The following is a 22,570-nucleotide window of genomic DNA, read 5'->3' on the forward strand; positions in this document are numbered from 1 at the left end:
CGCTCGTGACTTCTCGTGCCACGGGTGGTCACGATGCTTGACATGAGGCGTACGCTGGCCGCGTGGTCATGCCTCTGGAGTCCGAGATCGACCGGCCGGTGACGCACCGGCACACCGCGCGGGTGGTTCTGACCGGTCCGGACGCGCGTGTGCTGCTGTTCGAGGACAGCGACCCGTCCGCGCCGGGCTCACCGACATTCTGGATCACGCCGGGCGGGGGTGTCGAGCCCGACGAGTCGCTGCTCGCCGCGGCCGCGCGCGAGGTCGCGGAAGAGACCGGACTGCACGTGGGCGCTGCCGACCTGCGCGGGCCGGCGGCCGAGCGCACCGTCGTGCACGGCTACTCCGACCACATCGCCGTGCAGACCGAGACGTTCTTCGTGGCCGCCACGCCCGAGGTCGAGGTCGACCCGGCCCGATGGACCGACGAGGAGCTGCGGACGGTCATCGGGTACCGCTGGTGGAGCCTCGACGAGCTGCGCCACACCGACCGGCCGGTGTGGCCCGTCGGACTGGCCGACCTGGTGGCGGCGGTGGACGTGCCGGGCGTGTGGCCGGTGCCGCTGGGCGTGGCCGAGGAGTCCACGGTGCACACCGATCACTCCACGCGCTGAGGTCGCGTTCGATCGGCGGAATCGCGGCGGCGGGTATCGAATCCGGCACCAGGTGTGCGCGGACCGTCACGAGCGCGTCACGATGGGGAGTATGACGGAGCCGAACGAGAACGCCGAACAGCAGGCCGGTGGGGGCGACAATCGCAAGGTCGTGGTCGTCGGGCCGGAAGGAATGGCCGTCGAGGGCGCGCCCGACAGCGACGACGAGCAGCGCTCGCTGACCGACCTGGTCGAGCAGCCGGCCAAGGTCATGCGGATCGGCAGCATGATCAAACAGCTGCTGGACGAGGTCAAGGCCGCACCGCTCGACGACGCCAGCCGCCGGCGGCTGGGCGAGATCCACCGCGCGTCGCTGGACGAGCTCGAGGACGGTCTGGCCCCCGAGCTGGTGCAGGAGCTCGAGCGGCTCGCGTTGCCGTTCAACCAGGACGCCGTGCCGACCGACGCCGAGCTGCGGGTCGCGCAGGCCCAGCTGGTGGGGTGGCTCGAAGGCCTGTTCCACGGCATCCAGACGACGCTGTTCGCGCAGCAGATGGCGGCGCGTGCGCAGCTGGAGCAGATGCGCCGGGCACTTCCGCCGGGCGCGCAGATTCCGGGGCAGACCCCACCGGGGCACCAGAGCCAGGGTGAGGGTGAGGGACCGAGCAGCGGGATGTACCTCTAGGTCGGTGTCGTCGGGGTGGGCGCGGCCGTGTCCGGCACCGCCACACCGGAACGCGGCCCGCGCCGACCCCGACGACCCGAGAGGCGTCAGGCTGCGGCGGTCACGTGCCGCTCGATGACCGCGGCCAGCCGCGGCAGCGCCTCTTCGACGTGCTTCTGAGCCTGTGGTCGCAGCTTCGCGTAGACCTTCTTGACGCTGTCGCGCTGCGAGGCCTGCGCCCGGTCGTCGGTGACGCCTAGCAGCGCATTGGCGACCTCGGCCGGCCGCTGCGCGAAGTACTGCTCGAGCGAGCCGCTGCCGCCGGCGCGGAAGTCCGCGTAGAAGGGCTCGGTGCGCTCGACGAACGCGTCGAGCATGCTGTCGATGGCGTCCGGGACGAACTGGGCGTTCATCTTCTTCAGGACCGAGTAACCGCCCTTGACGGCCATGCCGGAGACGCCGCTCTTCTCCGCCACTTCCGCGTCGACCAGCTCGTGGAGGTCCCGCACCACGGCCGGGCGCCGGCTCGGCTCCAGCAGCGCCTGCTTCAGCGTGTCTGTCATCGATGGTCTGCCCTTCGTATGGGAAATGATCATGTCATGGCGCGCCCCGTCACTGTAGAACACCGATGGTGCCGCTTCGACGATCCCGGTGGCGCCATCGTTCCGGGGCTAGGCCCCGGGCGGGAAGAACCGCTCGAGCAGTCCGGCCAGGCCGTCCTCGGTGACGTCACCGCAGACCTCGTCCGCGACGGCCTTGACGTCGTCGGCGGACTGGCCCATGGCCACGCCGAGGCCGGCCCAGGTGAGCATCTCGAGGTCGTTGTGTCCGTCGCCCACGGCCAGCGCGTCCTCGGCGGCCACGTCCAGCCGCTGTGCGACGTGGCGCAGACCGGAGGCCTTCGTGACGCCGGCGGGCATGATGTCCAGCCAGGCGGAGTATCCGATGGCGTAGTCGATGCTGCGCAGCCCCGACTGTGCGGCGATCTCGGACAGCCGGTGCCGGTCGCCGTCCGGCCACCGGACGACGAGCCTGGTCACCGGGTTGGCGATCAGGTCGTCGTGGTCGACGACAGTGACCTCGCCCTCCAGCTCGCCGACCGGGAACTCGCCGGTCACGCGGAAACCCCGGCCGAGCTCCTCGACCGCGAGCAACGCGTCCGGGACCTGCTCGGTGAAGTACCGGACCGGATCGCCGACGTCGAACGTCTCGACGTGGACCGGCTCGCCGGTGGCGACGTCGACGATGACGGCGCCGTTCGAGCAGACGGCGAACCCTTCCTTGAGGCCGAGCGGCTCGAACAGGTGCACCGTGGAGTGCACCGAGCGACCGGTGGCGACGACGACGTGCGAGCCGGCCTCGGTCACCCGCCGGACGGCGTCCGTGACGGCCTCGGTCGGCATCGCCTGGAAGCCCTCGTAGCCGACCACCGTGCCGTCGAGATCCAGGGCGACCAGCGTCGGCCGCCTCCGCCTGCGGCCGCTCACGTGCCGGCCGGTGTCAGCAGCTCACGGCCGCCGAGGTAGGGGCGCAGGGCGACGGGGACGCGTACCGAACCGTCCGGCTGCTGGTGGTTCTCGAGGATGGCGACGATCCACCGGGTGGTGCCCAGCGTCCCGTTCAGCGTGGCGACGTGCCGCGTGCCGCCGTCGGTGCGCTCGCGCACGCCGAGCCGGCGGGCCTGGAACGTCGTGCAGTTGGAGGTGGAGGTCAGCTCGAGCCAGCGCGACTGCGACGGCAGCCAGGCCTCGCAGTCGTACTTGCGCGCGGCGCTCGCTCCGAGGTCGCCCGCCGCGGTGTCGATGACCCGGTACGGCACCTCGATGGCGGCCATCATCCGCTCTTCCCAGCCGAGCAGGCGCTCGTGCTCGTCGACGGCGTCCTCGGCGCGGCAGTACGAGAACATCTCGACCTTGTGGAACTGGTGGACGCGGATGATGCCGCGGGTGTCCTTGCCGTACGAGCCGGCCTCCCGCCGGTAGCACGCCGACCAGCCCGCATACCGCAGCGGGCCGTTCGACAGGTCGACGATCTCGTTCGAGTGGTACCCGGCCAGCGCCACCTCGCTGGTGCCGACGAGGTACATGTCGTCGGCCTCGATGCGGTACACCTCGTCGGCGTGTGCGCCGAGGAACCCGGTGCCGCTCATGATCTCGGGGCGGACCAGCGTCGGCGTGATCATCGGGGTGAACCCGGCCTCGGCGGCCGTGGCGAGAGCGAGGTTGAGGATGGCGAGCTCGAGCTGCGCACCCACGCCGGTCAGGAAGTAGAACCGCGCGCCCGAGACCTTGGCCCCCCGCTCGGTGTCGATGGCGCCCAGGCTCTCGCCGATCTCGAGGTGGTCGCGAGCCTGTTCACCGGTGCCGAGGTCGGGACGCTCGCCCACCTCGCGCAGGACGGTGTAGTCGTCCTCGCCGCCGGCCGGAACACCGTCGACGATGACGTTGGACGGGACCAGCGCCAGCTCGTCGAGCTCGCGCTGAGCGTCGTCCGCCGCCGCTTCGGCATCTTTCACCTGCGCCGACAGCTCTTTCGCCCGGACCAGCAGCGCCTGCTTCTCGTCGCCGGAGGCGCTGGGGATGTCCTTGCTGAGGGCCTTCTGCTCGGCGCGCAGCCGTTCGAACTCGGTGAGGGAGGACCGGCGTGCCTCGTCGGCGGCGAGCAGCTGGTCGACGACGTCGACGCTTTCGCCGCGCGCTCGCTGCGAGGCGCGTACACGGTCGGGGTCCTCACGGATGAGACGCAGATCCAGCACCCTTGAGAGGGTATCCGCAGCACCCGGTCCGGTGCTCGGGGGTGTTGCTAACCGCGCAGCTGCTCCAGCCAGGCGGCCGCGTCGCGGAAGTCGGCGTTGGACGTTCCCTGCCGGATCGGCGGCCGGACACCGTCGGCACGCGGGTACGAGCCGAGGAACCGGACGTCGGCGCAGACCCGCCGCAGCCCCATCATCGCCTCCCCGACCCGCGCGTCGGCGACGTGTCCCTCGAAGTCGATGGCGAAGCAGTACCGGCCCATGCCGTTGCCGGTCGGCCTGGACTCGATCCGGGTCAGGTTGACGCCGCGGGTGGCGAACTGCTCGAGAATCTCCAGCAGCGCGCCCGGGTGGTCGTCGCGGATGTAGGCGACCAGGCTGGTCTTGTCCGAGCCGGTCGGTGCGGTCGGGGTGCGCGGCGGGGAGACGAGGACGAACCTGGTCAGCGCCTCGGCGTCCTCGCCGATGTCGTGGGCGAGCGTGTCCAGGCCGTAGCGCTCGCCGGCCAGCGGCGCGGCGATGGCGGCGTCGTAGGGGTGCCCGTCCGCGCCCGGCGCGCTCTCGGCCACCGCCACCGCGGCCGCCGCCGTCGACGAACCCAGCTCGACGACCGCGTCCGGCAGCTTGGTGCTGACCCAGGTGCGGCACTGGGCCTCGGCGACCGGATGCGTGACGATGCGGCGAACGGAGCCGAGGTCGGTGCCGGGCCGCGCCATCAGCACGAACGTCACGGGCAGCAGCACCTCGGCGGAGATGGCCAGCGCCTCGCCGCGGATCAGTTCGTCCAGGGTCGCGTTGACCGACCCCTCGACGGAGTTCTCCAGCGGCACCACCGCGCCGGTCGCCTCGCCGGTGCGAACGGCCGCGATGGCCGCGTGCACCGTCGGGTGCGGATCGAGCCGCTCGCCGGCGACAGCCGGCAGCCGCAGCGCCGCGGCCTCGGTGAACGTGGCCTCAGGACCCAGATAGGCGTATCGCGTCGTTCCCACCACCATTGCAGCCTAACCACGCGGCGCCACCGCACGTGGGGTGGTCGGCGCATCGTCGCGCACGGCACCGCCGGGGCGCGTATGACAGCCTGGCCACAATTCGTGCAGGTGACGCGTGACCGCCGCGGAGGTGCGGATACGGTCGACGGTGATGATTGCAGACCGGGCCGGCCGCGGTGGCGGGAGCTCTCCACGGCGAGGAGTGCACCCGCGCCGTCTCGGTGCGCGCCTGCTGCTGATGGTGCTGGCCGTCGCGTGCCTCGCCCCGTTCGGCTCGGCGACGGCGGCCGTGGCGGGGACGTCCGCGGCCACCGACGATGCCGGCAGCACCGCGGACGGCGCGGCGAACCCGCCGTCGCGGGTGGTGTTCGTCGGCGTCGCCGGGTTGGCCTGGCCCGACATCACCGAGCAGGACATGCCGAACCTGCACCGCATGGCCGGCTCCGACGCCGCCGGCTCGCTGACCGTGCGCACCGTGAGCTCGCACACCTGCGTCGTCGACGGCTGGTTGACGGTCGGCGCCGGCAGCCGCGCGTCGGACGTCAGCGACACGAACGGGGACGAGCGCGAGGACCGGTTCTGCCGGCAGCCGCCGGAGCCCGCGCCCACCGACGACGGTGGTGTCGCCGTGCCCGGGTGGACGGCGCTGCGCCAGCAACAGCAGGACAACTCCTACAACGCGCGGATCGGCCTGCTCGGCGACCGGCTGGGTGAGATCGGCGTCTGTGCGACAGCCGTCGGTCCCGGCGCGGCCATGGCCCTCGCCGACTCCGCGGGGCGCGTCGCGTCGTACCATCCGTCCCCCGGTGGCATCGACCGCGCGATCATGACCGAATGCCCGGTCACCGTGGTCGACCTGGGCGGGCTCCCGCCGCCGGCGCCCTCCGGGGCCGAGGAGGCCGAACAGCGCGCGGCGGAGCAGACCCGGCAGCAGGTCGCGGCGGGCGTGGACGACATCGTCGGGCAGATCGTCGACTCGCTGCCCGACGACACCGCGCTGCTGGTCACGGGGCTGTCCGACAGTGCGGCGACGTCGGTTCCGTCGCCGGAGGAACCGTCCCCGATCCCCCCGGCGGGGTTGCGCGTCGCGCTGGCCTCCGGGCCGCAGATCGAGGGCGGTTCGTTCGGTTCCACCTGGCTGACCTCCTCGTCCACGCACTGGCAGGGGCTGGTCCAGCTCACCGACGTCGCGCCGACGCTGCTCGGCTATGCCGGCGCCGACGAGCCGTCCCGGGGGTTCGACGGCCGGTACTGGCGTTCGTCGTCGGCGCATCCGTCGTCAGCCGCGGCGACGATCTCCGAGCTCGTCGGCGTCGACCGCGCCGCCGAGATCTACCGGGTCCAGTCCGGGCCGTTTTTCCAGATCCTGGGCATCGGCCACCTCGCGGTGGTCGCGGTCGCGCTGCTGGTGCTGTGGCGGCGCCGGGGCGCGAGCCGGTCGGGCACGTTCCGGGTGATCCAGGTGGTCGCGCTGGTCGCGGCGGCCGCGCCGGTGGCGTCGTACCTGGCCAACCTGAGCGGGTGGTGGCGCTACGAGCAGCTGAACGTGGTGCTGTGGTCGTCGATCGCCATGGCGACGCTGGTGCTGACGGTGCTGGCGCTGGCCGGACCGTGGAGACGCCGGGTCTACGGCCCGCCGGGCGTGGTCGCGGGCGTCACGGCGACGGTGCTGGCCATCGACGTCGCCAGCGGGTCGAGCCTGCAGCAGTCCAGCCTGCTGGGACTGTCGCCGCTGGTGGCCGGCCGGTTCTACGGGTTCGGGAACATCCCGTTCGCGATCTTCGTGGTCGCCAGTCTCGTGGCGGCCGCCGCGCTCGGGCAGTGGCTGCTCGATCGCGGGCACACCCGCCGGTTCGCGGCGACCGGGGTGGCCGTCGTCGGGCTGGTCGCGGTCGTGATCGACGGAGCGCCGCAGGCCGGCGCGGACGTCGGCGGCATCCTGGCCGCCATTCCGGGTTTCGCCGTCCTGGTGCTCGGTACCCTCGGCGCCCGCGTCACGGTGGTGCGGGTCGCGCTCGCGGGGGTCGGCGCGACCGTGCTGTTCTTCGTCCTCGCCTGGGTCGACTGGCTGCGTCCGCCGGGGGCGCGGACGCACTTCGGCGGCTTCTTCGCCGACGTGCTCTCCGGCGACGCGCTGACGGTCATCCTGCGCAAGGCCGAGGCCTCCGTCGGAACGGTCGAGCGCTGGCCGATCTACGGGCTGCTGGTGCCGATCGGGTACGTGATCATCATCTGGCTGACCCGCTCCACCGACGTGCCGGCGACCAGCGAGGCCGTCCGCCGGTGGCCGTTGTTCCGCTATGCGGTGTGGTCTGCCCTGCTCAGCGGTGCCGCGGGGTTCGCGGCGAACGACTCGGGGGTCATCATTCCCGCGCTGCTGCTCACCGCCGGGATCCCGCTGGGAGTGAGCACCGTGGCGGCGGCGCATCGGCAGGCCGGCCCGGCCGAGACCGGCTCCGAGCTCGTCGAGCGTGCCGGCGGGTCAGCGCCGACGTAGCCGCTCCGGAAGCGCCGGCCGGACGCCGCGGGTGGTCAGCGCACGCAGCACGTGCGCGTACTGCCGGCCGCGGTGCAGCTGGGCCTGCAGGTCCGTCCCGGTGACGCGGTGGTGGAACTGCACGTCCACCTCGACCACCCGGAAGCCCTGGCGTAACAGGTCGATCGTGAGCCCGGTTTCGACGCCGAACCCGGGCGCCAGCGGCAGCGCCGCGGAGAACGCCGCGCGGGTGAGACAGCGCTGCCCGGACAGGGGCTGCGTGGGCGACCAGCCGGTCGCCCGGGCCACGCCGGTGCGCGCCAGGTCGACGACGAGACCGCGGCCGCCGCCGGCGCTGCGCTGGGCCGGCAGCACGGCGATCGTCATGTCGGCGGTGCCGTCCACGATCGGCTCGACCAGCGGGTGCGCGTTCGCGGCGGTCTCCTCGAGGTCGCCGTCGAGGAACAGCAGCGCCCTGGGTGCGGTGCGGGCGGGCTCGCGTGCCTCGATCGCCGCGACCGCGGTGGCGCCGGTCTCCATGGCCGCCGCCTTGCCGCGGTTGCGCGAGTGCCCGACCACGACGGCGCCCGCTTCGGACGCCGCCGTGGCGGTGTCGTCGGCCGAGCCGTCGTCGACCACCACGACGAGATCGACGGACGGCAGGCTCCGTGTCGCCGTCACCGTGGCGCCGATGCGTTCGCGCTCGTCCTTGGCCGGGATGATCGCGGCGACGTCGGGCGTGGGCGTCTCGTCGTTCGTCATGACGGCCCAGCTTAGACGGGGAACCGGCGCCGTGTCCGGGTGGTGTCCCGGTGCGCCGGCGCCCGCGCCGGCCTCCGCGCCTGCGGTTACGGGAGCCGGGTCGCCTCGGCGAACAGCGCGGCGAACCGGTGCAGGTACAGCGGCCATCCGGCGTCGTCGTCGACACCGGCGCGGACGTTCTCCCACCCCGGACCGTGCCGGTCCAGGTTGCGGTGCTCCAACTCCACCCGGGTCCGGTCCGGGGTCTCCGCGACGAACCGGACCTCGACCTCGCTGGCCTTCTCCGGATCCGTCTCGAGCTGCCAGGTGGGACCGATGTCCCAGCTGAACACGACCCGGTCCGGTGGTTCGTAGGCGAGGATCCTGGCCCAGCGGCACACGCTTCCGTCGGTGCCGCGGTCGTAGATGTGCCCGCCGACCCTCGGCTCGAACACCGTCTCGGCGATGCTCACGTCCATCAGGTTGTGCTCCGGCGGTTTGAAGTCCCCGAACCGTGCGGTGAAGACCTCGAAGGCCCGCTCGGCCGGGGCGTGCACGACGATGTGCCGCTGGACGGTGGTGTCGGTCATTCCTTCTCCTTGTCCGGTTCGTCGTTGCCGTGCTCGACGACGTCCTTGTACGCCGCGAGCGCCCGGTTCCAGTACTGGTCGAGCTGGTCACGCAGTGCACCGACGGCCGCGGGATCGAGCCGGTAGATCCGCTTCGTCCCGGCGGCGCTGTCGTCGACCAGGCCGGCCTCCTTCAGAACCTTCAGGTGCTGGGAGACGGCCGGCCGGCTCACCGGCAGCGCGGCCGCGAGCTCACCGACCGCCTGCGGTCTCTGCGCGAGGCGCTCGACGATGGCGCGCCGGGTGTCGTCGCCCAGCGCTTCCCAGGCACGGGCAACTCGGTAAGTGTCCACGAACGGTAAGTCTCCACGAACGCAGTGCGCCCGTCAACAGACGCACGCGCCCACACACCAGCCACACACCATGAGCCGGGCCGGCGCGCCGTCGCGTAGCCTCAGCGACGATGACCACTTCGTCCACGCGCGTGGACGCCGTCGACAGTGAGGTCGGACGGCTCCGGACCGTCCTGCTTCACCGGCCCGGCGCAGAGCTGCAACGGCTGACGCCACGCAACAACGACACGCTGCTGTTCGACGGCATCCCGTGGGTCGGCCGGGCCCAGGAGGAGCACGACGCGTTCGCGGACGTGCTGCGCGGACACCAGGTCGAGGTGCTCTACCTCGCCGACCTGCTCGCCGAGACCCTCGCCGTCCCGCAGGCACGCCGGGCCTGCATCGACGCGGTGCTGACCGATCCACGCCACGGCGACACGCTGCGGGCCGTGCTCCGCGCCCACCTCGACGATCTGCATCCGGACGATCTCGCACAGGTGCTGATCGCCGGGCTCGCGCACGACGAACTGCGCGGTGGCCGGGGCCTGGTGTACGACCTGATGAACCGGCGCGACTTCGTCGTCGACCCGTTGCCGAACCTGCTGTTCACCCGCGACTCCGCGGTGTGGATCGCCGACCAGGTGGCGGTCACGAGCCTGGCGATGTCCGCCCGCCGGCGCGAGACCAGCCTGACCGCGGCGATCTACCGGCATCACCCGCGCTTCGCCGGTACCGAGGCGGTGTACGGGCCGGACCTCGAGAGCCTCGAGGGCGGTGACGTGCTGCTGCTCGGCCCGGGTGTGGTGGCGGTGGGGACCGGCGAGCGGACCACCCCGGCCGGTGTCGAGCGGCTGGCGCGGAACGTGCTCGGGCAGGGCCTGGCGCACACCGTCCTCGCCGTTCCCATCGCGCAGGACCGGGCCACCATGCACCTCGACACGGTCTGCACCATGGTCGACGAGGACGCGATCCTGGTGTATCCGAACGTCGCCGACGAACTGACGGCCGTCGCGCTGCGCTGGGCCGACGGCGACCTCGTGGGGCAGCCCTCGGAGCCGTTCGTGGACGCCGCCGCCACGGCGCTCGGCATCGACGCGCTGCGCACCATCGAGACCGGCCTGGACCCCGTCACGGCCGAGCGGGAGCAATGGGACGACGGGAACAACACGCTGGCCATCGGTCCCCGGCTGGCCGTGGCGTACGAGCGCAACGTCGAGACGAACGCACGGCTGGAGGAGTCGGGCATCGAGGTCGTGCGGATCCCGGGGAGCGAACTCGGTTCGGGCCGCGGTGGTCCCCGGTGCATGTCCTGCCCTGTTCGGCGTGAAACAGCACGTCGATGACCGGGTTGTCGGCTGCTGTCGAGCCCGGGATGACTGGGGGTCCGATCCGGGGACAACAGGCGTCATCCGAAATCCCACGGCATCCCACCGCGTCGAGACCTGACTGTAACGGTATGAAGATGAAGAAGTTTTCTGCGGGTGGATCTTTCGGGCCATCGACCGGGTAATCTGGGTCGGACCCCGGTCGCTCGTGTTCCCCCGTCGTGAGCGGCCGGGGCCTTTGGCGTCCGCTCACGACGGCTCGGCGTCACCGTGGACCGGTGTCGGTCCTCGTCACCGGATGGTCACCTGACGGTTGGCCAGACCCGCACGGGCGCGCCGCTGCTCACGGCTCAACGGCGCCGTCTCGGCCAGGGCCTCGTCCAGGCGTGCGCCGAACTCGGCGGCCGGCTGTTCGACGTCGCCGGCGCGGGTCCCCTCCACCAGGTCCCAGACCGGAACCAGCAGCCCGTGGGTGCGGAACGTCCCCAGCAGCCGGGTGCCTTCGCCGAGGGTGTCGGCGTCGGCGGCGTGCAGCCGCGCGAGCGCGTCCAGCAGCGGCTCCTCCTCGTGCGGCAGCACCCACCGGACCTGGTCGCGGTCGTCGAGGCTGCACCAGTACGCACCGGTGACCGAGTCGAGGCGTGCCGTCGGCACGACGGCCTCGTTGGCCTCCTCGAGCGAGGCGCGCGCCTCGGCCGGCGTCTCGGATTCGGGGTCGATCCAGAAGTCGAACGTGTCGTGGACCGTCACGACGAACTCGGCGTCGAGGTCGAGCAGGTCGTGCAGCCGGGGCGCGTCGGACGGCAGCGGTCCGGGCACGACGGACGAGCCCGGCTCGGCGGCCAGCGCCGTGGCCAGTGTGTGGCCGAGGTCGGCGCTGGCGTCACCGCCGCCGGCGACGGTCTGCAGCGCCAGTAGCACCTGGCCGTTGTCGCGCACCAGCGCCGGCATCGCGCCCGGAAGCAGGGTGCAGGCCAGGACGTCCCGGTCGGCGTGCTCGCCGGCGAGCACCAGTGGTGCGGTGGCCGCCGAGATGATCTCGCGCATGGCCACCCAGTCGCATTCGCCGGGCAGACCGGCGAACGGACGGGCGACGTAGGTCCGTTCGGCGGCACGTGTGTGCTTGCCGTGACAGACCTTGTATCGCTTGCCGGAGCCGCAGGGGCACGGTTGCCGAGGGCCGACCTCGGGGATCTCAGTACTCGCATTCACGGCAGGCGAGCGTATCCGCATCCGGGGGCGGCGGTCAGCTTCACGCCGGGCGCGGCGCGTCCGGCTCCCACGGGCCGACGACCGCGTGGACGGTGACGGCGGCCGGCTCGGTGCGCACGCCCCACTCGAGGGCGACCGCGTCGACGATGGCCAGCCCGCGGCCGGCGTCCTCGGCGGTGGCCGGCTGCTGCAGCCTGGGGTGCTCGGCGCCACCACCGTCAGTGACATCGATCATGACGGTTTCGCCGACGACGGTCCAGCGGAGGCTGACGCCGCCGGGGGCGGTGCCGCCGTTCAACGGCCGTGCGTGCAGCACGGCGTTCGTCACGAGCTCGGTGACGACGATGAGTGCGTTCTCGACGACCACGGGCGTGAGACCCGCGCCGTGAAGGCTCTCGGCGATGTGATGGCGGGCGCGCGGAACGCTGCCGACCGTGCTGGTCAGCTCGATGGCGCCGGCGCCGTCCGTCGGGGCCGCGTGATTCACGGTGACGACTCGGCCCACAGGTCGCTCTCCCTTCGCCGAACCCATGCCACACCCGAATGCAGTGGTGCCCACTATGGCGCTCGTTCAAACCTCCACGATAGTGAAGCACGTGCCACGGCGCTGTGTCCATATATTGAGATTCAGCTTTACGATTTCTCACTCTGCGTCATGGACGTACTTGCTGCTCGGTTGCGGTCACTGTCACCCTGGGTTACCAGCGGATATGCAGATGCACGCGCAGCCGGGACGCGCACAGCCTAGCGTGTGTGATGCCCTCCTCGCGCTGGTATGTCCGAGCGTGCCTCTTCCTTCCGTGTCGAAGTGGCCCGTGGACCGCTAAGTTAGTGCGGGGCGGAGAGGATGACGATGTGGACTCACTCCCGGTCTTCGGGACGACGCGGGGCGAAGAGCGGACGCACCGGGGGCGCGACGGGCGACGCCGTGATAGACGCGGCCGGTGTCGAGGCGCGCGCGCTCGACGAGACCGGCGCGTACACCGAGCCTGACGAGGCCTCGCTGCTGGGCGTCGATCACGTCCCGGTGCAGGCCGAGACATCGGCGGACAGCGACCACCGGATGGCGGAGGTCCACGAGTTGCACGGGGAACGCGAACGCGACGACGGCCACGCGTACACGAACGGCGCCGCACCGGCCGCCGAGGCGCAGCCACGCAACACCACCGGGCTCGACACCGAGGCGCTACGCGAGACCCTCGCGCTGGTGGGCGACCGCATCGACGAGCTCGGCTCCGACTTCTACGCCCAGTTGTTCGCGCTGGCGCCCGAGACCCGCGAGATGTTCGGCGCCGGCATGGCGGTGCAGCGGTCCCGGCTGCTCGGCGCCCTCGTGCACATCGTCGGCACCGCGGACGACCGTGACGACCTGGTCCCGTATCTCGAGGGCCTGGGGCGCGACCACCGCAAGTTCGGGGTCATCGATCAGCACTACGCCCCGGTCGGCTCGGCGTTGATCCTGGCGCTGCGCAACATGCTGGGCATTCAGTGGACGCCGCGGCACGAGCAGGCGTGGATCCAGGCCTACGACTGGATCGCGACGACGATGTCCGGTGCGGCTCAGCGCGACGCGGTCATCGCCCCGCCGTGGTGGGACGCCGAGGTCGTCTACCACCGCCGGGTGCTGGACGATCTGGCGGTCATCCAGGTGCGCCCGCACACGGACTACCCGTACCGGCCCGGACAGTACGCGTACCTCACGACCCCGCGCCGGCCCAAGATCTGGCGTGCGTACTCCATGGCCTCCGCGCCACGCGACGACGGCCTGCTGGAGTTCCACGTCCGCACGGTCGGTGCCGGCTGGGTCAGCAGCGCCCTGGTCTGGCGCACCGAGCCGGGTGACGTGCTGCACGTCGGGGCGCCGCAGGGCCACGACATCGCCAGTCCGCGCTCCGAGAGCGACCTGCTGTGCATCACCGGCGGCACCGGCATCGCGCCCATCCTGGCCACGCTGCAGGAGCTCGAGCAGCGCCAGGACGGGCGCCGGGTGCACGTGTTCTACGCCGGGCGCGACCGCGACAGCCTCTACGCGCTGCCGCACCTGGAGTCGATCGGCGTGCGCTACCGCCGGCTGACCGTGGTTCCGGTGGTCTCGCCGGAGGGTCCCACCGACCGCAGCCCGCACCTGATGGGCAACATCGTCTCCGCGTACGGCGACTGGCGGCGGCACCGTGTCTACGTCGCCGGTCCGTCGTCGATGGTGTCCACCAGCATCGAGCGGCTGCGCGAGCAGGGTGTCGCCGAGGATCAGATCGTCTTCGACGATTACGGTCTCTGGTGACGTATCCGCTCGTCTAGGTCTGTCTAAGGTCAGCTCTAGACACTCCTAGAGAGCACGAGAGCCCGCGTGACCTCGTCAGGTGGTCGCGTGTGTGCGCAGATAGATGCCGAAGTGCGGCACCGTGAACGCGATGGTTCCGCGTTCGGCGGAGTACACCAGCCCCTTCTTGATCAGCGAGTCACGCGACGGCGACAGCGACGACGGCTTGCGCCCGAGGTACGTGGCGACGTCGGAGGTCGGCACCGCGCTGTCGTTCTCGTCCGACAGTGCGGCCATGGCGCACAGGTAGTCGCGCTCGGCCGGCGTGGCGCGCTCGTAGCGCGAGCCGAAGAACCCCACCGCCAGCTCGGCCTGTGCGTCCGGGGAGGCCACCCGCACGTCGTCGGCCGCGATCGGGTCCGTCGGCGCGTGGTCCCAGGTGACCTTGCCGTAGGCCTGGACGAAGTACGGGTAGCCCTCGGTGACCTCGTACAGCGCGTCGAGGGCCGACTGCTCGTAGCTGACCCCCTCTTCCGCGGCCGGGGAGACCAGGGCGTAGCTCGCGGCGTCGCGGTCCAGCCGGTCGATGCGGACGTAGCGGAACAGCCGCTCGGAGTACGACTTGGACGCGGACAGCACGGCCGGCAGGTGCGGGAGCCCGGCGCCGACCACGACCAGCGGCAGTCCCTGCTGCGACAGCTCGTGGCAGGCCGCGCACAACGCCGAGACGTCCGCGGGCGGCACGTCCTGCATCTCGTCGACGAACACGGCGATGCCGACGCCGACGTCACGCGCGACAGACGCCGCGTCGACCAGCAGCTCGACCAGGTCGACCTCGAGGTCGCCGGTGTCGGCCCGGCCGGTGGCCGCGGGCACGTCGATGCCGGGCTGCCAGCGGTCGCGCAGCTTGGCGTCGTCGCCGGCGGAGCGCAGGGCGAAGGCCTTGAGCACGCCCAGGAACGTGTCGACCGCGTCCGGGTCGCGGTGCCGCGGCGACAGCTCACGCACGGCCATGTGCAGGGCTCCGGCGAGCGGGCGCCGCAGCGACTGGTCGGGCCGCGCCTCGATCTTGCCGGTTCCCCACATCCGGTTGATGGCCTGCGAACGCAGCGAGTTGAGCAGCACCGTCTTGCCGACGCCGCGCAGCCCGGTCAGCACCAGCGAGCGCTCGGGGCGGCCCCGGGCGATGCGCTCGAGGACGACGTCGAACTGCTGGAGCTCACGGTCGCGGCCGGCCAGCTCTGGTGGGCGCTGACCGGCACCAGGGGCATACGGGTTCCGCACCGGATCCATGATCGTCACTGTATGGGGTCGTCTAGCTCGAGCCGTAGATTTCGCTAGACGGACGGATACGCGTGTCGCGCCGCCCCTACCCCATGATCATCGGCACTTGGCCGTCATATAGGCCGGAAAGTGCCGATGATCATGGGGACATGGGGTGCGGTTCGGTCAGGTGGTCGTGAGCCGGATCGCGGTCCAGGACACCGCGGGCAGCGTCGCGGCGAGCGTCCCGGCGGTCAGTTGGACGTCTGCCGTGGGGTGCGGGGTGACCCGGTCCGGCTGCTGCTCGGTGTTGGTGGCCCGGACATCGGCGTCGTGGACGGTCCAGGCCTCGGCGACCTCGTGCGCGGCGAGCCCGCGCAGGTCGACCGTGACGCGCAGGTCGTCCTCGGTGGACCGGTTCACGACGAACAACGTCAGCGTGCCGGCGTCGTCGTCGTGGGTCGCGACGGCATCGACCACGTCGACCTCGCCGAACCGCGCGGTGCGCACCGACGGGGACGAGTTCCGCACCTGCAGCACCTCGCCGGACGCCAGCCGCGAGGTGAGTGCGAACGGATGGAACGTCGTCTGCCGCCACGCGTCGCCGCCGGGCTCGCTACGGATCGGGGCGATCACGTTCGCCAGCTGCGCCTGGCACGCCACCGCGACCCGGTCGGTGTTCCGCAGCAGCGAGATCAGCAGGTTGCCGACCACCACGGCGTCGGCGACGTTGTACTCGTCCTCGATGATGCGCGGAGCGACCTCCCAGTCGGTCGGGTTTCCGGTCTCGCGGTGACGGCTCTGGTACCAGACGTTCCATTCGTCGAACGAGACGCCGATCCGCTTCCGGCTCCCCCGCTTCGCCGCGACGTGGTCGGCGGTCGCCGTCACGGCGGCGATGAACCGGTCCATGTCGACCGCCGAGGCCAGGAACGACGACAGGTCACCGTCGAACTCCTGATAGTAGGCATGGCAGGAGATGTGGTCGACGAGGTCGAACGCCTCGTCCAGCACCTCGGCCTCCCAGGAGCCGAACGTCGGCATGCCCGAGCCGGAGCTGCCGCACGCGACCAGCTCCAGGTCGCCGTCGATCATGCGCATCGCGCGCGCCGTCTCGGCCGCGAGCCGGCCGTACTCCCGGGCGGTCTTGTGCCCGATCTGCCATGGGCCGTCGAGTTCGTTGCCCAGGCACCACAGGGCGATGCCGTACGGTTCCGGCGAGCCGTGCTCGTGCCGGAGCCGCGACCAGCGGGTCCCGCCCGGGTGATTGGCGTACTCGAGCAGGTCGATCGCCTCCTGCACGCCGCGGGTGCCCAGGTTGACCGCCATCATCGGCTCGACACCGGCCTTGCGCGCCCACCGGGCGAACTCGCCCAGGCCGAACTCGTTCGTCTCGATGCTGTGCCAGGCCGGGTCGAGGCGCCGGGGACGCTGGTCGACGGGCCCGACGCCGTCCTCCCAGCGGTACCCGGAGACGAAGTTCCCGCCCGGGTAGCGCACGAGGGACACGCCCAGCTCACGGGTCAGCTCCAGGACGTCCTTGCGGAAGCCGTCCTCGTCGGCGGTGGGATGGTCCGGCTCGAAGATCCCGGTGTAGACGCACCGCCCCATGTGCTCGACGAACGAGCCGAAGGTCCGCCGGTTCACCGGAGCGACCCGGAACGCCGGGTCGATGGTCAGGGTCGCGTTCAGCACGTGGTGTTCTCCATTCGGGTGTTCGGGGTGCACCGGCGGCGCTGCCGGGGCTGACGTGGTGGCGGCCGGCGTCACCTCACCCCTTGATGCCGGCGTCGCCGACGCCACGGATGACGTGGCGCTGGAACAGCGCGTAGACGACCAGCAGCGGCAGCCCGCCGAGCACGGCCGAGGCCATCACCTGGGCGTAGCGCAGGCCGTAGGAGCCCTGCACGTTCGCCAGGCCGACCGGGATGGTCATCATCTGCGGGTCGGTGGTGACGATGAACGGCCACAGGAAGTTGTTCCAGGCCTGGATGAACGTGAAGATCGCGACGGCGACGAGGATCGGCTTGGACATCGGCAGGATGACGCTCCAGACGATCCGCAGCCGCGACGCGCCGTCCACCCGGGCCGCGTCCTCGTAGTCCCTGGAGACGCCGTCGAAGAACTTCTTCAGGATGAACACCATGATCGGCGCGACGACCTGCGGAAGGGCGATGCCCCAGTAGGTGTCGACCAGCCCCAGCGTCACCATCTCGTCGAACAGCGGCACGATGAGCACCTGCGGCGGCACCAGGATGCCGGCGACGACGATCGCGAACAGCACCGACCGGCCGGGGAACCGGGTGCGCGAGAACCCGTATGCGGCGAGCACCGACACCACGAGCGTCAGCACGGTGACCAGGACCGAGACGACCGTGCTGTTCCAGAACCAGCGGACGATGTCGCCGTTGGAGAGCACGCTGGTGTACGCGTCCACGGTCACCGTCGAGGGAAGCAGCGAGAGCGGGATCCGTGTCGTCTCGGCCTCGGGCTTGAGCGACGTGGACAGCGCCCACGCGAGCGGGATCAGCCAGACGACGGCGAGCAGTGCCGCGCCGACCGCGACCGCCGCCGAGCCGAACGACCAGCGTGGCCCGGCTCCGCGGGCGGGGCGTGCGGCGCGGGCGGACGAGACGCCGGCACCGGGCTCACCGTTCCGGGCCGAGCGCGAACCGGCGACGTTGACCTGGGTCATTGCGACTCCTCCTTGCGTCCCGAGAAGAGCCGGAACTGGGCGACCGAGATGAGGATGATCACGGCGAAGAACATGTACGAGATCGCCGAGGCGTATCCGATGCGATAGCTCGTGAAGCCGGTCTCGTAGATGTACTGGATGATCGGCCGGGTCGAATTGTTCGGCCCGCCGTCGAGCATCAGATAGATCTGGTCGAAGATCTTCAGCGACGCGACCAGCTGCAGGACGACGATGAGCCCGGTGGTCCGGCGCAGCATGGGCAGGGTGACGCGCCACAGCCGCTGCCGCGGGGACGCGCCGTCGACCGCGGCGGCCTCGTAGAGGTGCTGCGGAATGCCCTGCAGCGCGGCGAGATAGAGCAGGAAGTTGAAACCGACGGTCCACCACGTCGTGGTGATGACCACCGAGAGCATCGCGACGCTCTCGTCGTTGAGCCAGCCCACCTCGGGCAGGCCGATGCCGGTGAGGAAGGCGTTCACCAGCCCGAAGCCCGGCTGGTACATCCACACCCAGATGAGCGTGACCACGGCGACGGGCAGCACGAACGGGGCGAAGTAGGCGAACCGAAGGAGCCAGCCGAACCAGCCGCTGCGGTTCGCGAGCAGCGCCATCACCAGCGCGATCGCGACCAGTGGCGGCGTGCTCATCAGCGTGAACGCCACGGTGTTCCACAGCGAGTCCCAGACGGCGGCGTCGCCGATCATCTCGGTCCAGTTGTCGAGTCCGAGGAAGGAGGCCTCACCGCCGGCGAGGCTGACGTTGAAGAAGCTCTGCCACAGCCCGGACACGACCGGCCAGATCATGAAGGCGGCGAAGAGCGCGAGGAAGGGCAGGACGAACCACAGTCCCGCCAGGCGTTCGGTCCGGGGCGAGCCGGTCCGGGCCGTTGCCGTGCCCGACCGTCCCGCGGCGGTGCTCGATACGTTGACTGCCATGTGAGTCTCCGTGGGGAAGAGGTCAGACCGGGGACGGGGTGTCCAGGAGCTTGAGCACGGCGGCGCGGAACTGCGCGACGGCCTGCTCGGGGGGCAGGTCTCCGGAGGTCACGCCGGCGAACGCGGCGGCGGCCTCGCTCTGCATCTGGGAGCCGGATCCGCTGAACCACGCCTGCGGATCGAACTGCACGTCGTCGGCCACCTCGCGGTACTCCGACTGCGGGGTGAGGGCCAGGTACTCGTCGCTGGTGGCGACGGGCTGGTAGGCGGGGATGTGTCCGCCCGCGGCCCAGTCGACGCTGTGCTCGAGCATCCAGGCGATGTACTCGACGGTGGCGCGGGTGTCCTCGGTGCTGCGGTCGCGCTGGTGCGGCAGCACGAAGGTGTGCGAGTCGCCGGCGGTGCGGATGGAGCCGTAGACGTCGGGGAACGGCGCCATGCTGAACGGCAGCTCCGCGGTCGTGTAGGTGGTCACCTCCCACTCGCCGTTGAAGCTGAGCCCGGCCTGGCCGTTGGAGAACATCGCCACGCAGGCCGGATAGTCGGCGAACCTGGGCAGCAGGCCCTCGTCCGCGAGGTCGCGCATCAGCGTGAGCACCTGCACGGCCTTGTCGTCGTCAAGGATCAGCTCGGTGCCGGACTCGTCGAAGAACTCACCGTCGAGCTGGCGGTACAGCGAGTACCACAGCCGCCACGGGTTCGTCGTCTCGACCGACGCCCCGAACTGCCCGGTGACCTCCCGGACGGCGCGCAGCGCGTCCACCAGGCCGTCGACGCCGGAGAACGGCGCCAGCCGCCCGTCCGCGTCGAGCAGCCCGGCCTCGGCGCAGATCTCGGTGTTGTAGTAGGTGACGAACGGGTGGGTGTCGAGCGGGACGGCGTAGAGGTCGCCGTCGACGAGACACCGTCGCCAGACGTCCGGGAGGAACTTTTCCTCGGTGATGCCCGCCTCGGTGAGCATGTTCCGTGGGAACGGGTCCAGCAGCGTGGTGGGGCTGAACCCGCGCAGCCGTGACAGGTGCAGCGTCGCGACCTCGGGCGCCCGGCCGCCGGCTGCCGACATCGCGAGCTTGGTGTAGAACGGCGCGCCCCACGCGAACGTGTAGGCCTGCAGGGCCGTCCGGGGGTGTTCGTCCTGGAACTGCTCGTGCATCTGCACCAGGCGGGCGCCGTCCCCGCCGCCGAACAGGTTCCATTGCCTGACGCGTGCCCGTCCCGCGGCGACGTCCGGGGCGCCGCAGCCCGCCAGCGCGAGGCCGGTGGCGGCCGAGCCGGCGAGGAACGCCCGCCTGCTGAGTGGCGACGGGTGTCGTGCCCGTCCGTGAGTACCCATCCGTGACTCCTCCCGACCCGTCCTGGCGGCGGTTCATGTCGAGGTGACGGCAGTGTGAGCGCTCACATTCGGGTGAGCGTCAACAGGTCCGTGCTCGTCGTTTCCGGGGCCGACGAGGCGTCGGCGCCATGATGTCTACATCGATGTAGGAAGGAATGATGCCGAGCGGTGCCGGAGACGTCAACCCCCTCGCGGCACGTACGCGGATCGCTCAGGACAGCTCGCCGCCGACCGTCGACTCCCGGGGCTGCAGCGTGAAGTGCGCGAAGATCTCCCGGTGGGCGTCCGCGTCGTCGTCCGTCGACATCCGTCTGACCAGCAGTTCCACGGCCGTGCGGGCGATCTGCTCGCGGCCCGGGTCCACCGTCGTCAGCGTCGGCGTGCTGTAGCGCGCCTCCTCGATGTCGTCGAAGCCGACCACGGCGACGTCGTCGGGCACCCGGATGCCGTGCCGCAGCAGCACCCGCAGCGCGCCCAGGGCGAGGGTGTCGTTCATGGCGAACACGGCGTCGAACCGGACGCCGGAGTTCAGCAACCGCACCATCGCCTCGGCGCCGGTCGAGCGGTGCCAGGCTCCGGCGTCGGCGACCAGTTCGGGTGTCTCGTCGATGCCGGCGTCGCGCAGTGCCTGCAGGTAGCCCTGGTACCGCAGTGCCGCCGTGCCCATGAGCTCGCCGGAGTGGGTGCCGATGACGGCGATCCGCCGCCGGCCGGTCGCGGTCAGGTGCTGGACGACCGCCCGCGCGCCCGCGACGTTGTCGATGGTCACGTGGTCGACGGGGCCGTGGAAGATCCGTTCGCCGAGCAGCACCATGGGGAACGACACGTTCAGGTGCTCCGCGTCGTCGGGCCCCATGGCCAGCGGGCTGAAGATCACGCCGTCCACGAGGTGGCCGCGCAGCCCCGAGAGCACGGTCAGCTCCCGCTCGCGGTCGGCGCCGGTCTGTTCCACCAGCACCGTGAGCCCGTTCTCGCGGGCGATGCGGATGACGGCCTCGGACAGCTCGGCGAAGTACGGCAGCCCGAGCTCCGGCACGGCGAGCGTGATGATGCCGCTGCGCCCTGCCCGCAGGTTCCGCGCCGTCAGGTTCATCCGGTAACCGAGCTCGTCGATGGCCTCGACGACCTTGGCCCGCGTGTGGTCGCGGATGTAGGGGTAGCCGTTGACGACGTTCGACACGGTCTTCACCGACACGCCCGCACGCTTCGCGACATCGCGCATGGTGACGGGCGCGCCGTCCGGACGGCGTTCCGGGGCGTCGGTCACGATCGCCATCGTAGGGCGCGCGGCACCGTCCGCGGATCGGTGTCGGCGCCACGGTGTACGGGTCGAGGACAGGACGCCACAATGAGCCGCATGACTGAGGACACCGCCGCCCGCTACCGCCGTCTCGCCGCCGACCTGACCCGCCGGGTGGAGACGGTGCCGGCGGCGCGCTGGGACTCGCCCTCGCCGTGCGCCGAGTGGACCGCCCGCGGCGTGCTCGGGCACGTCATCGAGGCGCATGAGCGCGCGCCCGGTTTCGTCGGCCTGCCCTGGCCGCCGGGGCCGTCCGTGGACGACGACCCGGTGGCCGCCTGGGCGCACACCCGCGACCGGACGCTGGAGATGCTCGAGGACCCGTCGCGCGCCGAGCTGGAGCACGACGGCGTCTTCGGCCGCACGTCGCTGGCCCAGACCGTCGGCACGTTCGTCTGCTTCGACCTGATCGTGCACGGATGGGACATCGCCCGTGCGACCGGCGGCGACGAGACCATCCCGCCGGGGGACGTCGAGGACGCGTTCGCGTTCACCGCGCGCCTGGGCGACATGATGCGTACGCCCGGCGTGTTCGGCCCGGCGGTACCGGTTCCCGACGACGCCGACCGGCAGGCGCAGCTGCTGGGTTGGCTCGGCCGGCAGCCCTGACCGCCGGCCCATCCGGGTTGCACCGGGGTTCACAATGGGTGGATGGTCTCCATCGAGCTGGCCCGGAAACTTCGCGAGGCGGGCCTGAAGTGGGAGCCGCAGCCGGGTGACCGGTTCGTCATCCCCGATCGCGGCATGGACGACGACGTCTTCGTGGTGAGCCAGATGGTCGTGGACGTCCACGACTTCCCCGAGGGGCGTGTGCTCGGCTTCAACGGCACCGTCGAATGGGCGCTGGACAGTCTGGAGAAGGACAGCGCGCTGTGGTTGCCCAGCGAAACCCAGCTACGCGACCGGCTCGGCGGCTCGTTCGTCAGCCTCACGAGTGCGGACGACGGGTATCACGTCACGCTGGACATCGCCGGGCGTCGGCAGGACGTCGTCGACGACGATCCGGCGGAGGCGTACGGCAAGGCGCTGCTGTACCTCGCCTCCGGCGAGTAGCGGAGCCGGGGCCGGCTGTCGTCCGGCATCGGCCCGTATCCGGCCGTCTAGGGCCGTCTAGGAAATTCCGTAGAGATC

General features: G+C 71.3%; 22 protein-coding genes. 7 read left to right on the forward strand and 15 right to left on the reverse strand.

The features are described 5' to 3' along the window. Positions 1-68: 68 nt before the first annotated feature. The gene (locus tag CLV30_RS06925) at positions 69-614 is read left to right on the forward strand and encodes an NUDIX hydrolase (protein ID WP_240723190.1); all 546 of its coding nucleotides are present in this window, start codon (positions 69-71) and stop codon (positions 612-614) included. A 91-nt stretch (positions 615-705) separates the two neighbouring features. After that, on the forward strand, positions 706-1,278 hold the full coding sequence (locus tag CLV30_RS06930; protein ID WP_106536477.1) for a bacterial proteasome activator family protein: 573 nt from the start codon (positions 706-708) through the stop codon (positions 1,276-1,278). An 86-nt stretch (positions 1,279-1,364) separates the two neighbouring features. Here the strand turns inward: CLV30_RS06930 and CLV30_RS06935 are convergent, their stop codons facing one another. From CLV30_RS06935 to pheA, 4 genes are all read right to left on the reverse strand, one after another. Further along, a complete protein-coding gene (locus CLV30_RS06935) occupies positions 1,365-1,820 on the reverse strand; it encodes a DUF6918 family protein (RefSeq protein ID WP_106536478.1) in 456 nt (151 codons plus the stop codon). Positions 1,821-1,928: 108 nt separating this feature from the next. Next, a complete protein-coding gene (locus CLV30_RS06940; protein ID WP_205740530.1) occupies positions 1,929-2,744 on the reverse strand; it encodes an HAD family hydrolase in 816 nt (271 codons plus the stop codon). Next, positions 2,741-4,012: a serine--tRNA ligase gene (gene serS / locus CLV30_RS06945; RefSeq protein ID WP_106536479.1), complete on the reverse strand. Its 1,272-nt coding sequence runs from the start codon at positions 4,010-4,012 to the stop codon at positions 2,741-2,743. Before serS ends, CLV30_RS06940 begins: the two co-directional genes overlap by 4 nt. Positions 4,013-4,059: 47 nt before the next feature. Beyond that, positions 4,060-5,004: a prephenate dehydratase gene (pheA, locus tag CLV30_RS06950; protein WP_106536480.1), complete on the reverse strand. Its 945-nt coding sequence runs from the start codon at positions 5,002-5,004 to the stop codon at positions 4,060-4,062. 196 nt (positions 5,005-5,200) lie between these two features. Between pheA and CLV30_RS06955 the strand changes: the two genes are divergently transcribed. Next, positions 5,201-7,495 carry a hypothetical protein gene (locus tag CLV30_RS06955; RefSeq protein ID WP_106536481.1) on the forward strand — a complete coding sequence of 765 codons (2,295 nt, stop codon included), beginning with the start codon at positions 5,201-5,203 and terminating at the stop codon, positions 7,493-7,495. On the opposite strand, the gene CLV30_RS06960 is transcribed toward CLV30_RS06955, so the two are convergent. The 3 genes from CLV30_RS06960 to CLV30_RS06970 all read right to left on the reverse strand — a co-directional run bounded on the left by CLV30_RS06960 (position 7,481) and on the right by CLV30_RS06970 (position 9,137). Beyond that, positions 7,481-8,236, reverse strand: a complete 756-nt coding sequence (locus CLV30_RS06960; RefSeq protein ID WP_106536482.1) for a glycosyltransferase family 2 protein — start codon at positions 8,234-8,236, stop codon at positions 7,481-7,483. The two genes, CLV30_RS06955 and CLV30_RS06960, sit on opposite strands and share 15 nt — an antisense overlap. Before the next feature lie 86 nt (positions 8,237-8,322). Next, a complete protein-coding gene (locus tag CLV30_RS06965; RefSeq protein ID WP_106536483.1) occupies positions 8,323-8,805 on the reverse strand; it encodes an SRPBCC family protein in 483 nt (160 codons plus the stop codon). Then, positions 8,802-9,137 carry an ArsR/SmtB family transcription factor gene (locus tag CLV30_RS06970; RefSeq protein WP_106536484.1) on the reverse strand — a complete coding sequence of 112 codons (336 nt, stop codon included), beginning with the start codon at positions 9,135-9,137 and terminating at the stop codon, positions 8,802-8,804. The genes CLV30_RS06965 and CLV30_RS06970 overlap by 4 nt, the downstream gene beginning before the upstream one ends. 110 nt (positions 9,138-9,247) lie before the next feature. Between CLV30_RS06970 and CLV30_RS06975 the strand changes: the two genes are divergently transcribed. Next, entirely contained in the window at positions 9,248-10,459 is a 1,212-nt protein-coding gene (locus CLV30_RS06975; protein WP_106536485.1) for an arginine deiminase, read from the forward strand. A gap of 273 nt (positions 10,460-10,732) precedes the next feature. On the opposite strand, the gene CLV30_RS06980 is transcribed toward CLV30_RS06975, so the two are convergent. Together CLV30_RS06980 and CLV30_RS06985 are read right to left on the reverse strand one after the other, a co-directional pair. After that, positions 10,733-11,674 (reverse strand): DUF5926 family protein, encoded by a 942-nt coding sequence (locus tag CLV30_RS06980; protein ID WP_165358473.1) that lies wholly within the window; start codon positions 11,672-11,674, stop codon positions 10,733-10,735. 19 nt (positions 11,675-11,693) lie between these two features. Further along, a complete protein-coding gene (locus CLV30_RS06985; protein WP_165358472.1) occupies positions 11,694-12,140 on the reverse strand; it encodes an ATP-binding protein in 447 nt (148 codons plus the stop codon). A 441-nt stretch (positions 12,141-12,581) separates the two neighbouring features. Here CLV30_RS06985 and CLV30_RS06990 point away from each other — a divergent pair, with 441 nt between their 5' ends. Then, on the forward strand, positions 12,582-13,934 hold the full coding sequence (locus CLV30_RS06990; protein WP_165358471.1) for a globin domain-containing protein: 1,353 nt from the start codon (positions 12,582-12,584) through the stop codon (positions 13,932-13,934). Positions 13,935-14,009: 75 nt separating this feature from the next. Here CLV30_RS06990 and CLV30_RS06995 read toward each other — a convergent pair whose 3' ends face one another. From CLV30_RS06995 to CLV30_RS07020, 6 genes are all read right to left on the reverse strand, one after another. Further along, a complete protein-coding gene (locus tag CLV30_RS06995) occupies positions 14,010-15,206 on the reverse strand; it encodes an AAA family ATPase (protein ID WP_106536722.1) in 1,197 nt (398 codons plus the stop codon). Positions 15,207-15,362: 156 nt separating this feature from the next. Next, the gene (arfA, locus tag CLV30_RS07000; protein WP_106536489.1) at positions 15,363-16,871 is read right to left on the reverse strand and encodes an arabinosylfuranosidase ArfA; all 1,509 of its coding nucleotides are present in this window, start codon (positions 16,869-16,871) and stop codon (positions 15,363-15,365) included. A gap of 76 nt (positions 16,872-16,947) precedes the next feature. Continuing rightward, the gene (locus CLV30_RS07005; protein WP_106536490.1) at positions 16,948-17,871 is read right to left on the reverse strand and encodes a carbohydrate ABC transporter permease; all 924 of its coding nucleotides are present in this window, start codon (positions 17,869-17,871) and stop codon (positions 16,948-16,950) included. Continuing rightward, positions 17,868-18,806: a carbohydrate ABC transporter permease gene (locus CLV30_RS07010; RefSeq protein ID WP_106536491.1), complete on the reverse strand. Its 939-nt coding sequence runs from the start codon at positions 18,804-18,806 to the stop codon at positions 17,868-17,870. The genes CLV30_RS07005 and CLV30_RS07010 overlap by 4 nt, the downstream gene beginning before the upstream one ends. Before the next feature lie 22 nt (positions 18,807-18,828). Continuing rightward, positions 18,829-20,139 (reverse strand): extracellular solute-binding protein, encoded by a 1,311-nt coding sequence (locus tag CLV30_RS07015; RefSeq protein WP_106536492.1) that lies wholly within the window; start codon positions 20,137-20,139, stop codon positions 18,829-18,831. Between the two features lie 211 nt (positions 20,140-20,350). Beyond that, positions 20,351-21,415, reverse strand: a complete 1,065-nt coding sequence (locus tag CLV30_RS07020) for a LacI family DNA-binding transcriptional regulator (RefSeq protein ID WP_420841960.1) — start codon at positions 21,413-21,415, stop codon at positions 20,351-20,353. Between the two features lie 72 nt (positions 21,416-21,487). Between CLV30_RS07020 and CLV30_RS07025 the strand changes: the two genes are divergently transcribed. Further along, positions 21,488-22,048 carry a TIGR03086 family metal-binding protein gene (locus CLV30_RS07025; RefSeq protein WP_106536493.1) on the forward strand — a complete coding sequence of 187 codons (561 nt, stop codon included), beginning with the start codon at positions 21,488-21,490 and terminating at the stop codon, positions 22,046-22,048. Between the two features lie 42 nt (positions 22,049-22,090). Further along, positions 22,091-22,492 carry a pilus assembly protein CpaE gene (locus CLV30_RS07030; RefSeq protein ID WP_106536494.1) on the forward strand — a complete coding sequence of 134 codons (402 nt, stop codon included), beginning with the start codon at positions 22,091-22,093 and terminating at the stop codon, positions 22,490-22,492. Positions 22,493-22,570: the final 78 nt, after the last annotated feature.

The sequence above is a fragment of the Haloactinopolyspora alba genome, assembly GCF_003014555.1.
Taxonomy (GTDB): domain Bacteria; phylum Actinomycetota; class Actinomycetes; order Jiangellales; family Jiangellaceae; genus Haloactinopolyspora; species Haloactinopolyspora alba.